Source organism: Methylobacterium sp. HMF5984, from assembly GCF_045033435.1.
Lineage (GTDB): Bacteria > Pseudomonadota > Alphaproteobacteria > Rhizobiales > Beijerinckiaceae > Methylobacterium.
The window spans coordinates 1,829,021-1,842,691 of sequence record NZ_JBJFLN010000001.1 but is presented as its reverse complement, the minus strand read 5'-3'; the positions used below and the strand labels follow the sequence as shown (position 1 = coordinate 1,842,691).

General features: G+C 70.5%; 13 protein-coding genes. 6 read left to right on the top strand and 7 right to left on the bottom strand.

What is annotated here, in order from left to right; genetic code table 11:
• Window positions 1-24 precede the first annotated feature (24 nt).
• From ACFZ8E_RS08740 to ileS, 3 genes are all read right to left on the bottom strand, one after another.
• Entirely contained in the window at window positions 25-696 is a 672-nt protein-coding gene (locus ACFZ8E_RS08740) for a hypothetical protein (RefSeq protein WP_313899077.1), read from the bottom strand.
• Between the two features lie 158 nt (window positions 697-854).
• Window positions 855-1,355, bottom strand: coding sequence for a signal peptidase II (gene lspA / locus ACFZ8E_RS08735; RefSeq protein WP_147728180.1), 501 nt, complete (start codon window positions 1,353-1,355; stop codon window positions 855-857).
• Window positions 1,356-1,578: 223 nt separating this feature from the next.
• Complete coding sequence (ileS, locus tag ACFZ8E_RS08730) at window positions 1,579-4,554, bottom strand: isoleucine--tRNA ligase (protein WP_147728179.1); 2,976 nt, start codon at window positions 4,552-4,554, stop codon at window positions 1,579-1,581.
• 399 nt (window positions 4,555-4,953) lie between these two features.
• Here ileS and ACFZ8E_RS08725 point away from each other — a divergent pair, with 399 nt between their 5' ends.
• The gene (locus ACFZ8E_RS08725; protein ID WP_147728178.1) at window positions 4,954-5,226 is read left to right on the top strand and encodes a hypothetical protein; all 273 of its coding nucleotides are present in this window, start codon (window positions 4,954-4,956) and stop codon (window positions 5,224-5,226) included.
• A 186-nt stretch (window positions 5,227-5,412) separates the two neighbouring features.
• Window positions 5,413-5,685 (top strand): hypothetical protein, encoded by a 273-nt coding sequence (locus ACFZ8E_RS08720; RefSeq protein ID WP_147841094.1) that lies wholly within the window; start codon window positions 5,413-5,415, stop codon window positions 5,683-5,685.
• Between the two features lie 32 nt (window positions 5,686-5,717).
• On the opposite strand, the gene ACFZ8E_RS08715 is transcribed toward ACFZ8E_RS08720, so the two are convergent.
• From ACFZ8E_RS08715 to ACFZ8E_RS08705, 3 genes are all read right to left on the bottom strand, one after another.
• A complete protein-coding gene (locus tag ACFZ8E_RS08715; RefSeq protein WP_405044350.1) occupies window positions 5,718-6,674 on the bottom strand; it encodes a DMT family transporter in 957 nt (318 codons plus the stop codon).
• A 128-nt stretch (window positions 6,675-6,802) separates the two neighbouring features.
• Window positions 6,803-7,024 carry a hypothetical protein gene (locus ACFZ8E_RS08710; protein ID WP_147729136.1) on the bottom strand — a complete coding sequence of 74 codons (222 nt, stop codon included), beginning with the start codon at window positions 7,022-7,024 and terminating at the stop codon, window positions 6,803-6,805.
• Window positions 7,025-7,258: 234 nt separating this feature from the next.
• Window positions 7,259-8,566, bottom strand: coding sequence for a murein L,D-transpeptidase (locus ACFZ8E_RS08705; protein WP_147729137.1), 1,308 nt, complete (start codon window positions 8,564-8,566; stop codon window positions 7,259-7,261).
• A gap of 232 nt (window positions 8,567-8,798) precedes the next feature.
• On the opposite strand from ACFZ8E_RS08705, the gene ACFZ8E_RS08700 reads away from it, so the two are divergent.
• From ACFZ8E_RS08700 to ACFZ8E_RS08685, 4 genes are all read left to right on the top strand, one after another.
• Window positions 8,799-9,167 carry a hypothetical protein gene (locus ACFZ8E_RS08700; RefSeq protein ID WP_147858157.1) on the top strand — a complete coding sequence of 123 codons (369 nt, stop codon included), beginning with the start codon at window positions 8,799-8,801 and terminating at the stop codon, window positions 9,165-9,167.
• A 43-nt stretch (window positions 9,168-9,210) separates the two neighbouring features.
• Window positions 9,211-10,179: a DUF1775 domain-containing protein gene (locus ACFZ8E_RS08695; protein ID WP_147858158.1), complete on the top strand. Its 969-nt coding sequence runs from the start codon at window positions 9,211-9,213 to the stop codon at window positions 10,177-10,179.
• 118 nt (window positions 10,180-10,297) lie between these two features.
• Window positions 10,298-12,400: a TonB-dependent receptor gene (locus ACFZ8E_RS08690; protein ID WP_243946232.1), complete on the top strand. Its 2,103-nt coding sequence runs from the start codon at window positions 10,298-10,300 to the stop codon at window positions 12,398-12,400.
• Window positions 12,401-12,671: 271 nt separating this feature from the next.
• Entirely contained in the window at window positions 12,672-13,202 is a 531-nt protein-coding gene (locus ACFZ8E_RS08685; protein ID WP_147728573.1) for a DUF1465 family protein, read from the top strand.
• Window positions 13,203-13,298: 96 nt separating this feature from the next.
• Here the strand turns inward: ACFZ8E_RS08685 and rpmE are convergent, their stop codons facing one another.
• Window positions 13,299-13,550 (bottom strand): 50S ribosomal protein L31, encoded by a 252-nt coding sequence (gene rpmE / locus ACFZ8E_RS08680; RefSeq protein ID WP_147728574.1) that lies wholly within the window; start codon window positions 13,548-13,550, stop codon window positions 13,299-13,301.
• Between the last annotated feature and the right edge of the window lie 121 nt (window positions 13,551-13,671).

Genomic DNA, 13,671 nt, shown 5'->3' with positions numbered 1-13,671 from the left:
CGCGCCGTGTGTCACATCCGCACCTCAGCGCGCCCGCTGCTCACGCAGATAGACACCCGGATCGGCTTCGTCGCGCTCGCGGGTCGGGTTGTTGATCGGGTCGGTGGTGTTGCGGACGATCTTCCGCGGCGGCTGGCGATAGCCCTTGGGCGGGTCGGTGAGCACGTCGCGCGACGGCTCGGCCGCCGCCGGCTCCGTCTTCTCGTTGCCGATCCCCCGGATCAGGTCGAGCGGGTTGACCCAAGAATCCTCGCGGCTGTTCTCGCCGGGCTTGCGCTCGATCTCGCGGGTCAGGTTGGCGTCGGCGCGCCGGCCGGACCGCATCTCGTCGATCGAGAGCGTCGCGTTGTTGTCCTCGTAGCGACCCTGCGCCTGGCTGCCCTTGGGCAGACGGCGCTCGGCGGCGGCGCGCTCGCGCTCGACCACCTCGGGTTCCTTGGGCCATTGCGCCGAGGCGGCGCCGGCGCGGGGCGCCGGAAGGGACTTCCCGTCGAGCTTGGGCGGCATCACCAGCGGCGCGCGCTCGCGATACTCGATCGGCGCCTGCGGCTTCTCGAGAAGGCCGATGCCGCTCAAGGTGTTGCGCAGCAATTCGCCCGTTTCCTGGGCCTGGACCGCCGACGGCAGGGCGATCGCCGCCGCCGCCATGAGAATGAGCTCCCGATACCCGATCATGATGCCCCGCAGCTTGCCCACCGATGCCCGATCCCCGTTCCGGGGTTCTCGAAGCGGCCGCACGGTTGACGGCCTGATCCGGCGCTTCGGGTCTGGGACCGGTTTCCGGCGATCGTATGGCGCCTTGACCGCTCCCGGCCAGCCGCCGGCGACAGGTGGCTGTGGATGTGGTCTCCCGGTCACGCCGGCGGCGGCTCGCCCGGCAGGCCGGGGCGCCGCTCCGGCAGCACGCTGTCGAGGATCAGCCCGACGACGCCCGCCACGATCGCCGCGTCGGCGATGTTGAACACGTACCAGGACCAGGCCCCGGCATGCAGGTGGACGAAGTCGAACACCGCGCCGTAGGCCGCCCGGTCGATCGCGTTGCCGAGCGCGCCCCCGGCGATCAGCCCGAGCGCGGTCGCGAGCAGGCGCGAACCGGTGCGGGTCATCCACACGCTGAGGCCGAGGGCCGCCGCGAGCGACAGCGCCACCAGCAGCCAGCGGCCGATGCCGCCCTCTTGCTGGAACAGGCCGTAGGACACGCCCCTGTTCCAGACCACAACGAACTCGGCGTAGGGGCCGAAGCGCCAGGGCTGGGTCAGCACCAGGTCGGTACCGAAGTAGAGCCCCAGCTTCGAGGCCTGATCGAGGATCAGCGTCGTGAGCAGGGCGAGGAGTCCGAGGCGCACGGGCGTCATCGGGTAGCCCCATCTTCCGTCGCGACGGCGACGGAACGCGGACGGGTCGCGAACGGGGTTCCCCCACCCTCCCCGTCATCCCGGGGCGCTGTTGCGCAGATCCGGGAAGACCGGATCGGATCCGCGGCGGTGCGCGCCGCGCCGGCCACGCGCTCCCCTGTCCCGACCCGCTTCGCGGGCCACCCTCCCCCGCAGAGGGGGGAGAGAGACGGTTCCGATCCGCTCACGCCGCGCTCGCGGCCGCGTGCGCCGCGTCCCACTCCCGCAGGGCGCGGGCGTCGCGGGGCGTGACGTCGGGATAGTCCGGATCGTTGCCGACCTCCGGCGTGACGCGCCAGGATCGCGCGCATTTCCGGCCCTCGGCGCGCGCCGGCACCACGGCGACGCCCTTGACCTCGTCGAGGCGGAACGCGTCGGCCGGTCCCTCCCCGGCCTCGACCCGGATCGCGGAGGTGATGCAGACGTCGGCGAAGTCGACGCCGTCGATGGCGGCCAGAAGCTCGGGATCGGCGATGGAGACCACGGGGGCCGCCTCCAGGCTCGCGCCGATGCGCTTGGCGGCCCGCTCGATCTCCAGCGCGCCGGTCACGACCCGGCGGACGCGACGGATCTTCTGCCAGCGCGCGGCCAGCCCGTCGTCGCGCCAAGCCTCGGGCGTCTCCGGCAGGGTCTGCAGGTGGACCGACCCGGTCTCCGACGGGAACCGGTCGAGCCAGGCCTCCTCGGCGGTGAAGGCGAGGACCGGGCTCAGCCAGATCACGACGCGGCGGAAGGCCTCGTCGATCACCTGAAGCGCGGCCCGGCGGGCGACCGACGAGGCCGGGTCGCAGTACAGGGCGTCCTTGCGCACGTCGAAGTAGAACGACGACAGGTCGCCGGTCAGGAAGTTGTTCAGCAGCGCGACCACCCGCTTGGTGTCGAAGGTGCGGTAGGCCTCGCGGATTTCGCCGTCGAGCTCGAGCAGCCGATGCAGCACGAAGCGCTCGAGTTCCGGCATCTCCGCCACCGGCACGTTGTCGCCCGCCACGCGGTGGGCGAGCGAGCCGAGCATCCAGCGCAGGCTGTTGCGCAGCTTCCGGTAGGTCTCGGCGAAGGTCTTGATGATCTCCGGGCCGATGCGCAGGTCGTCGGTGTAGTCCGACGCCGCGACCCACAGGCGCAGGATGTCGGCGCCGGAATCCTTGATGATGCTCTGCGGCGCGACGACGTTGCCCTTCGACTTCGACATCTTCAGGCCCTTGGCGTCGAGGACGAAGCCGTGGGTCAGCACCGTGTCGTAGGGCGCGCGGCCGCGCGTGCCGGCCGATTCGAGCAGCGAGGACTGGAACCAGCCGCGGTGCTGGTCCGACCCCTCCAGGTACATCACCGTGTCCTGCCCGCCGTCACGCCGGCGCACGACGTTGGCGAGACCCGGGAACGCCTCCGGGTCGTCGAGGACGAAGGCGTGGGTCGAGCCGGAGTCGAACCACACATCGAGGACGTCGGTGACCTTCTCGTACGCCGCCGGGTCGTGGTCGGGAGCGAGGAAGCGGGCACCGTCGGCATCGGTGAACCACGCGTCCGCGCCTTCCGCCGCGAAGGCGGCGACGATGCGGGCGTTCACGCCCGCGTCGCGCAGCACCTCGCCGGTGCCCTTTCTCACGAACACGGTGATCGGCACGCCCCAGGCGCGCTGGCGGGAAACCACCCAGTCCGGCCGGTTGCCGACCATGCCGTTGATCCGGTTCTTGCCCTGCGGCGGCACCCACTGGGTGTCCTCGATCGCCTGCAGGGCGACCTCGCGCAGCGTCCGGTCGCCGAGCGACTCCACCGCCTTGTCCATGGCGATGAACCATTGTGGCGTGTTGCGGAAGATCACCGGCTTCTTCGAGCGCCAGGAATGCGGGTAGCTGTGCTTGAGCCGGCCCGACGCCACCAGCGTCCCCGCTTCCTGGAGCGCGGCCATCACGGCCCTGTTGGCGTCGCCCTTCTCGCCCTTGTCGGTGAGGACGCGCTTCCCCTCGAAACCCGGCGCATCCTTGGTCAGCGCGCCGTCGGCATCGACCGTGTAGGGGATCCGGGTCTCGATGCCGCGCTCGGCGAGCGCGCGGCCGTTGGCCATCCAGACCTCGAAATCCTCGCGGCCGTGGCCCGGCGCGGTGTGGACGAAACCGGTGCCGGCCTCGTCGGTGACGTGGTCGCCGTCGAGCATCGGCACGGCGAAGTCGTAGCCGCGGCCGGCGAGCGGGTGGGACAGGGTGAGGCCGGCGAGCTCGGCCGGGCTCACGTCGCGCAGGCGCTCGTGTCCTGCGACGCGCGCGGCCTCGAAGACGCCCGCGGCAAGACCGTCCGCCAGCAGGTAGGTCTGGCCGACCTTGGCCCAGTTGTCCTCGGCGGCCTCGGTGACGCGATAGAGGCCGTAGGCAACGCGCTTGGAGTAGGCGACCGCTCGGTTGCCGGGCATGGTCCAGGGCGTCGTGGTCCAGATGACGACGCGGGCGTCGGTCAGGTCGGCGACGGCGCCTTCGCGCACCGGGAAGGCGGCGAAGATGGTGTCGCTGACGTGGTCCTCGTACTCGACCTCGGCCTCGGCGAGCGCGGTCTTCTCGACCACCGACCACATCACCGGCTTCGAGCCGCGATAGAGCTGCCCGCTCATCGAGAACTTGATCAGCTCGGCGGCGATCGCCGCTTCCGCCGGATAAGCCATGGTGGCGTAGGGATGGTCCCAATCGCCGGTGACGCCGAGGCGCTTGAACTCCGCGCGCTGCACGTCGAGCCAGTGGCCGGCGAACGTTCGGCATTCCTGGCGGAACTCGATGACCGGCACGTCGTCCTTGTTGCGGCCCTTGGCGCGGTACTGCTCCTCGATCTTCCACTCGATCGGCAGGCCGTGGCAGTCCCAGCCCGGCACGTAGTTCGCGTCGAAGCCGAGGCCGCCCATGGAGCGGACGATCACGTCCTTGAGGATCTTGTTCAGCGCTGTGCCGATGTGGATGTTGCCGTTGGCGTAGGGCGGCCCGTCGTGCAGCACGAATTTCGGCCGTCCGGCGGCCTGCGCGCGAAGCTGGCCGTAGAGGTCGGTCGTGCTCCAGCGCTCCAGCAGCAGCGGCTCGCGGGTCGGCAGGCCCGCCCGCATCGGAAAATCGGTCTGCGGCAGGTAGAGGGTCTTCGAATAGTCGCGGCCGGCCGGGGCTTCGGCTTGGGTCTCGTCGGTCATGGGGTCGGGCGTCCTGGATACGGGCGGCGCGCGTGCGGGCTCTGCGGAGGCCCGCGCCTGTCACGGCGCTAGGGGCGAAGGAAGCGGTGGCTCCCGTGACGATCCCGGCCTCCGCGCAGCCGCGCGGGCGCGGCGCTCACGCGGCGGCCGGGCCCATAATTCGAAGACGGAGACAGGCGTCGGCGCTGCGCATGGGCGGCGTTCTAGCAGCGGGCGCGAGCGGAGGCCAGCGGATGCGCGTGTGCCGCGAAGCGATGCCGATTCACCACATCGCCACGCCGCATCCCGAGCCGCTGCCACCAAATCGCGGCGCGTTCGTTGCCATCCCACGCGATCCGCCGCGCCGGCCTGCCCGGGCGGGTCCGAGACGCGACGGATTATCAAGACAGGGTGCACGCCATGAGACATCTCCTGATCGCCGCGACGCTCGCCGTTTCCGCCTTCGCCATCGCCGGCCCCGCGCAGGCGCAGGGCCTCGTCGGCGGCGTGCAGCGCGGCTCGGCCGAGGGCAACCGCGTCGGCGGGCCGGTGGGCGGCGTGGTCGGCGGAGCGGTCGGCGGTGCCGTCGGAACGGTCAACGGCGCGCTCGGGATCGATCCCGGCCGGCGCGCCTACCGCACCGACCTGCGCTCGCGCCGCGCCGTCCGGCATCATCGCCGCCACCACCGCTGAGACGTCGGGGTCCGGCCCGGACTGAAAGCGTCCGGCCCGGATTGAAAGCCGTTTCCGCCTCGATCCGGAGCCGGATCTAGGAAAATTGCGACCTTTCGCGGTTTCGCCCGTTGACCCGTCACGGACCCGGAGCCAGCCGATCGCGCGGCCGGGACATTCTCGAAACTCGATCAAGGATCCGACACCATGAAGACATTGCTGATCGCCACGACCCTCGTGCTCTCGCCGCTGGCCCTCTCCGCCACGGCGCAGGCCCAGGGCACCGTCCGCGGCGCCGAGCGCGGCGTCGAGGACGGCAACCGCGCGGCCGGCCCGATCGGCGGCGTGGTCGGCGGCGCCGTCGGTGCGGCCACCGGCACCGTGGGCGGCGTCCTCGGCGTCGATCCGGAGGCGGATCGCCGCGATCGCGAGGACCGCCGCGAGGAGCGGATGGAGCGTCGCGAGCGCATGGGCCGCTAAGCCCGACACAGCGTCGTCTTAGAACGGGCCGGTCACCCTCGGGTGGCCGACCCTTTTCGTTGCGCCATCGCGTCGTGGGCGAGCAGGTAGAGGCCCGAGCCGACGATGACCGCCGCGCCGAGCACGGTCCAGCGGTTCGGAACGTCGCCGAACAGCAGGTAGCCGAGCGTCAGCGACCAGAGCAGCTGCGTGTACAGGAACGGCGCGAGCACGTTGGCCGGCGCCCGCGCATGCGCCAGAATCAGCAGCCAGTGCCCCATCGTCCCGAACAGGCCGATGCCGACCAGCAGCGCCCACACCGTGAGGGAGGCCGGGCTGGTCCAGATCCACGGCAGCAGCGGCGTCATCAGCCCGAGGCCGGCCAAGCCGGAATAGACCATCGTCGTCGCGGTCGAATCATGCGCAGCGAGCTTGCGCGTCGCGAGGATGTAGAGCGCATAGCAGAGCATGTTGCCGAGGCTGAGCAGGACCGCCGGGTGAACCTGGCCGAGGCCGGGCCGCACGATCACCAGCACGCCGAGGAAGCCGACCGCAATCGCCGCCATGCGCCTGGGCGACGACCATTCGCCGAGCAGCGGGCCGGCGAGCAGCGCGACGGTGAGCGGTGCCGCGAACTGGATCGACAGGGTCTCGGCGAGCTGCAGGTGGCGGAGCGCGAAGAAGTTCAGCGCCGTCGATCCGAACAGCAACAGCGAGCGCACCACCTGCAGGCCGAGGCGGCGGCTGCGCATGACGGCCGGGGTCGTCACCGGGTTGAGGAACACCGAGATCAGCGCCACGCTCACGCCGTAGCGCATGAAGGTGGTGAGCAGCGGGTCGACGCCGGAACGGGCCAGCACCTTCGCCGATGCGTCGAGGCAGGCGAAGAACGCCAGCGTTCCGCACATCAGCGCGATGCCGACGAGGCGCCGCCTGTCGGGCCGCGTCCCGCGTTCGCCGTCGAGGCCGGCCGCCGCCTCGCGCGACGCGCAGACCGCGTCGGCTCGTATCGCCTTGCTGGAGGAAATCGCCTTGGACCTTCGGGCCGCCGAGTTCGGTGGACCTTAGCCGGTCGCCGCGACGGCGGGCACCCGTCCGTCCGCACCCGCGCCGTGTCGCCGACGCGGGGCCGCCGGCGTCACCTGTCTTGCGCCCGCTGCCGACGCGGGGTCGGCTCGGTTCGATTCTGCTCGCGCGTGAACGGCAGGATCGTCGCGCTCGCGACCTGAGGTTCGGTCGGCTCGGCGGCCGAGCGGTTGCCCTTGGGCTTGCGATCGAGCCACAGGCGGACCCAGACCCGGTTTCTCCGGCTCCAGCCGCGACGGGCGACCCAGGCCGGAATCGATGCCGTATGCTGCATTCGACGTCTTCTCACTCATCATGCGGACGTAGCGCCTGATGAAAGTCCTAGAGTGAGCGTGGGCCTGCCCGCGATGGCTGTGCGTCCCGAATTTTTGTCTCTGCGTCCAGGCTCTCAGAATCAGCGACCTACGTGGCAAACGAGAACGGCCCGCATCCGGTGGGATACGGGCCGCGCGTCGGTCATGTTTTGGGGGCTCGTCCGCGGGTCTTGCCGGCGCCCGAAGCGTCGGGGCTAGTTCTCCTCGTCGCCCGGCTCGAAGCTCTGCGGAGCGGTCGATTCGGCGCTGGCGACCGGCGTCGGCGCGCCGATCGTCGAGGGCACGTTCACGCCGTCGCGCTTGTAGATGTCGTCGCGGAACTGCACGAGGCCGTCCGGCGTCGCCCAGGCGGTGATGTAGGTCCAGTAGACCGGCACCGGCGAGGACAGCGTGGCGTCGACGCGCTTGCCGCTCTCGATCGCCTGCTCGACCTGCTCGCGGCCCCAGCCGGGCGTGTCCTTCAACAGCCAGGTGATGTACTCGCGCACGTTCTGAACGCGGACGCATCCTGAGGAGATGAAGCGGAAGTCGTCGCCGAACACGCCCTTGGTGTTCGTGTCGTGCATGAACACGCCGTACGGGTTCGGGATGTTGATGCGCACGATGCCCATCGAGTTGAAGTCGGCGCCCGAGTCCTGGCGGTAGCGGTAGCGCGTGCCCTCGTCCGAGTTCCAGTTGACCTGGCTCGGCTGGATCTCGGCCTCGCCGGAGAAGATGCGGATCTTGTTGTCGGTGAGGTAGTTCGGATCCTTCTGCATCTTGGGGATGAGGTCCTTCTTCACGATGGAAGCCGGGACCGTCCAGAAGGGGTTGAAGTTGATCTGCGTCGCCTTGGTGTTCATGATCGGCGACTGGCGGTCGATCTTGCCGACGCCGGCGGCGTGCAGCGTCACGACCTGACCGTTCTCGACCGTCTGAACCAGGGCGGCCGGGATGTTGGTGATGACGAAGCGCTGCCCGAGGTTGCCCGAGTAGGAGCGCAGGCGCACCGCGTTGATCTCGAGCTGGCGCAGGCGGATGTCGGCCGGCACGTTCATGGCCTGCTGCGTCGCCATGCTCATCGTGCCGGTCTGGCTCAGGCCGTGGCGGGCCTGGAAGCGCTTCACGCCGGCGGCGACGTAGGAATCGTACACGCCGGAATTGCCGGCCACCGGGTCGATGTCGCCGGTCACGATCAGGCGCTGGCGCACGGCCCCGACCACCGCGCCGCGGGCGCCGATGCGCAGGCGGTCGGCACCGGAGACCGGCTTCCAGCCGCCGCGGGAGACGATCTCCTTGTAGCGCTCGACCATCTGCTCGGTGGCCGCCACCGTCTGCGGCGACAGGATCGGCGTCGACGAGCGCTGGACCTGCATCGCGGCGGGCGAGGCGTAGTCCTGCGCCCACTCGGCCTGGGCATAGCCGGCGCCGGCCTGCTCGCGCGCCGAAGCCGGGGCGACGAGGGCGACGGTTCCGAGGAGCGCGAGGCTCAGGGTCGCGCGGGTGGTAGCCTGAATGAGCATCGTGGTGGCTCTGGTCCATGGATGGGCGAAGTGGAGCGGGCGCTGTGCCGCCGTTTCCCCTGGGCCCAAGGTGTCCGGGTACGGTTAAGACTCCATGGCGACCGGGCTTTATTGTGGCGTGCCGGTGCGTGCCCGCACATCACGGGTGCGTGCGTCCTCCGTGCCACAGCGGAATCGGCCCAGCCGTGCCAAGGAATCGGAAGACGCGACGCGGTCGCCGGACAGGGTCGGCATGACGCCCGGGAGCCACAGGACGAGACCTCTGCGCGCGATCACCGCCGTGATCGCGCTCTACGCGTTCGTCCTGCAGGGCTTCCTCAGCGGCCTGATGCCGGCTCCGATGGCCGGAGACGTCCATGCCCTGTGCCTGTCGGGCGCCGCCGCCGCCGGCGATCCCTCGCCGGACACGCCTCACGTCCACGCCGATTGCTGCACCGCCGCCCACCACGTGGCCGACGCGTTGGCGCCTCGCGACACCGCCGCGACGATCATCTGGCCGCAAGGCCGCGTCGTCACCACCGCGTTCTGGCGGGCCGCCGCGAACGGCCCGCGCGCGCCGCCCCGCGCCATCGCCCATCCGCGAGGTCCGCCCGTCGCCTGAACCGATCGCCGCCCGATCCCTTCAGCCAGACGGTAGCTTTGCCATGTCCCGTATCACGCGTGCCGGCCTCTGCGTCGCGCTCGGCTTCGTCCTGCCCGGCCCGGGCGCCTTCGCCCACGCCACCCTCGACCGCAAGGAGGCCAGCCCCAACGCGGCCTATCGCGGCGTCGTGCAGATCAACCACGGCTGCGACGGCCGGCCCACCATAAGGGTCAGGGTCACCATCCCTGAGGGCATGGTCGGCGCCAAGCCGATGCCGAAGCCCGGCTGGCAGGTGACGACGACGCGAGGCGCCTACGCCAGGCCCTACCAGTCCTTCCACGGAATGGTGTCCGAGGGCGTCACGGCGATCACCTGGACCGGCGGCGCCCTGCCGGACGACCAGATCGACGAGTTCACCTTCTTCGCCCGGGTCTCCGACGCCTTTGCGCCGGGCGCGACCGTGTACTTTCCGGTCGAGCAGGATTGCGACGGCGGCGGCTACCGCTGGAGCGAGATCCCCGGCCCCGGCCAGACCGCCCGGGACCTGAAGTCGCCGGCCCCGTCGGTGCGGATCGTCGCGGCGGCCCAGCCCGACGCGGCGCCGGCCGCGATCAAGGCCGGCGACCTCACCATCGCCACGCCCTGGCTGCGCGCGACGCCCGCCGGCGCCACCGTCGCCGGCGGCTACGTCAGCATCACCAACGCCGGCACCGTGCCCGACACCCTGACGGCGGCCGCGATCCCTCTCGCGGGTCGCGGCACGATCCACAGCATGTCGATGGACGGCGGCGTGATGCGGATGGCGCCCGTCGAGGGCGGCCTGACGATCAGGCCCGGCGAGACCGTGACGCTGGCCCCCGGCGGCCTGCACCTGATGTTCGAAGATCTGACCGCGAGCCCGAAGGTCGGCGAGACGGTCGCCGGCACGTTGACCTTCGCGCGCGCCGGCACCGTGCCGGTGACGTTCACGGTCGCGCCGATCGGCGCCCAGGCGCCCGCCGCACCGCCGGCGGGTCACGCCCACCACTGATCCGCGCCGACGCCGCGCGCATCCGCTCGGGATCCGCGTCGGCGTCGCCCTCTCCATCCAGTCCGGACGTGCCTGCCCGCGCCGACGCGCGCCCGGCGGCCGTCGGAAGGTGTCTCGCATGTCCCGTCCCTTCGAAACGGGCGCCCTGGCGCTCGCCGTCCTGCTGTCCGCCGCCCTGCCCTCCCGGGGGCAGGAGCCGTCGGATGCCGTCGTGCTGCCCGAGCTTTCGGTCAGCGGTGCCGCGGCGGGTTCGGTCACCGTCCCGAGCGTCGCCGAGCAGCGCGCGGCTCTGAACGCGACGGTCGGGTCGGTGGCCTTCGTCGACGCGGCGAGCTTCCAGGACCGCTACGCCAACACCCTGCGCGACGTGCTCAAGGACACGCCCGGCGTCGCGGTCCAGGAGCGCTACGGGCAGGAACTTCGTCTGTCGGTACGCGGATCGGGCATCGCGCGCGGGTTCCACCTGCGCGGCATCGAGCTTCTGCAGGACGGCATCCCGTTCAACCTCGCCGACGGAAGCGGCGACTTCTACCAGATCGATCCGTTGGCGCTGCGTTCGGTCGAGGTCTACAAGGGCGGAAACGCCCTCACCTTCGGCGCGACAACGCTGGGCGGCGCGATCAACGCCGTGACGCCGACCGCCTACACCGCATTCGCGCCCGACATCGTCCGGATCGACGGCGGCAGCTTCGGCACGATCCGCGAGAACTTCCAGGCCTCGCGGATCTCGGGCCCGGTCGATGTGCTGGTGAACGGCACCATCACCAATGCTGACGGCTTCCGCGACCACGAGACCCAGCGGACGCAGAACTTCAACGCCAACCTCGGCTACCAGCTGGCGCCGGGCGTCGAGACGCGGTTCTACGCCGGCATCTACTTGACCGACCAGAAGCTGCCCGGCACGCTGAGCCTGTCCGACGCGCTGAGCAACCCGACGCTGGCCAACGCCGCCGCGATCGCCGGAAACCAGTCGCGCAAGGTCGAGACCGAGCGCATCTCCAACCGCACCAGCTTCGTCCTCGACGTGGGAAAGCTCGACGTCGACACCTGGGCGATCCACAAATCGCTCTACCATCCGATCTTCCAGGCGATCGACCAGGACGGCTGGACCTACGGCATCAGCCCGCACTGGGCCGGCACGTTCGACCTCGGCGGCTTCCGCAACGACACGATCCTGGGCCTGCGGGCCTTCGCCGGGCAGAACTCGGCGCTGCAATTCGTCAACGTCCAGGGCCAGCGCGGCGCGCAGACCCTCAACGCCCTGCAGAGCGCCTCGAACCTCGAGGCCTATGGCGAGAACCGGTTCTGGTTCCTGCCGGACGTAGCCCTGATGACCGGCGCCAAGGCGTTCTCGTCCAACCGCACCTACAGCAACAAGGGCGGCCTGGCGGCGAGCCCGAACGTGCAGTTCGCCGACGAGACCTACGAGGGGGTGAACCCGAAGCTCGGCCTGCTGTGGCAGCCGTTGCCCGAGATCCAGGTGTTCGGCGACGTCACGCGCTCGCGCGACGTGCCGGATTTCGGCGACCTCGTGCAGACCAACATCTTGCGCACCACCTTCGTCCCGCTCCAGGCCCAGCGCGCCTGGACCTACGAGGCCGGCTCTCGCGGACGGATCGACCGCCTGACCTGGGACGTGACCCTGTACCGTGCCGACATCCGGGACGAGCTGATCAACTTCAACACCGCGCTCGGCGCAGCGATCAACCTGCCGGCGGCGACCTTCAACGCGCCACGCACCCGGCACCAGGGTGTCGAGGCCGCCTTCGGCCTCGACCTCGCCCGCGACCTGTCGGGCGTCGGCGACCGGCTGAGCCTGTCCCAGATCTGGACGCACAACGACTTCCGCTTCGTCGGCGATCCCGTCTACGGCAACAACCGCATCGCCGGCCTTCCCCAGGACGTGCTGCGCACGGTCGTGAGCTACGTCCACCCGAGCGGCTTCCACATCGCCCCGTCGGTCGACTGGGTGCCTCAGGGCGCGTTCGCCGACCACGCCAACACCTTGAAGGTGCCGGGATACGCCCTGCTCAACGTGCAGGCCGGGATCGACTTCGCGAACGGCGTCTCGCTGTTCGTCGACGCCCGCAACCTGCTCGATGCCCGCTACGTCTCCGACATCACCGTGGTCGCGAACGCCGGTGCCGTGGCCGGCGGCCCGGTGGCGTTCTATCCGGGGGCCGGGCGGTCGGTGTTCGGCGGCGTGCGCGCGGCGTTCTGACGAGCCGGCATAATGCGGCACGTCGACTTACAGCCTCAATGTTGTCCCATGTCGTATCCGCCATTCGTCATCGCGCATCGATGGCGCGGTACTGCCTCGCCGCCCGATCTCGACATTCCGGTGGAACGTGCGCGGACGCGATTAAGGTTACCTTTCGGTTGTCGCGGCGGGACCTCCGTTCGGCGCTAGGATTGCGGCAAGGGTCGCGGACAGGCCGGGAGCGTTCCAAGACGGAACGACGACAGGCCCCGGCAGCGACGCAGGAGGCAGGATGAACGGGTACGACGTCACGTTCCGGGACGAACGGGATTGGGTCGATTTCGGGCGGACCTACGTCACGTCCGACGCCTTCCGGACGCTCTTCCACGACGGCATGGCGCTGGTGGAGGAGACCGCGGCGTATCTCGACGGCGAGGGCCGCGACGAGTCGCGCCTGATCTCGCGGGACGCAACCCTGTCCTACGCCTCGGAGAGCATGCGGCTCACCACCCTGCTGATGCAGATCGCGTCCTGGCTGCTGGTGCAGCGCGCGGTGTCCGAGGGCGAGCTCACCGCGAGCCAGGCCTTGCAGGAGAAGAACCGCGTGCGGCTCGCCGCGACCGAGGCGCCGAAGGCCGAGAGCTTCACGCTCCTGCCGGTCCGGCTGCAGAACCTGATCCTGCGCGCCCGCCGGCTGCACGCCCGCATCCTGCACCTCGACGGCCTGATCTCCGACGACCGCCCGACGCCGGCCGCCGTCGAGAGCCCGGTCGCCGTCCAGCAGAACCGCCTGCGCTCGGCCTTTCCCGGTCTGCAGGCCTGAGCGGAACGCCCAGAACGCAAGAAGGGCGGCACCGCGGTGCCGCCCTTCTTGCGTTGATCCGGCCCCGGCAGCACGCCGAGGCCGGGATCGAAACCCTTACTTGCGGCCGACGAGGTTGCCGAAGCGCGAGGTGAAGCGCGAGACGCGGCCGCCGCGATCGAGCATCTTCTGCTCGCCGCCGGTCCAGGCCGGGTGGGTCAGCGGATCGATGTCGAGGTTCAGGGTGTCGCCTTCGCTGCCGTAGGTCGAGCGCGTCCGGTACTCGGTGCCGTCGGTCATCACGACCTTGATGAAGTGGTATTCGGGGTGCTCGGTCCCCTTGGCCTTGTCGGCCGCGCTCTTTGCCATGACGTCTCGTCCTCGACGGTGCACGAACTCCGGGAGCGCGGAGGGCGCGGCCCGTAAGATCCGTGGGTTGAAACTCTGTGATCGGACCGTTGCCACGAACCTCACGTTCGTGCGAACCGCT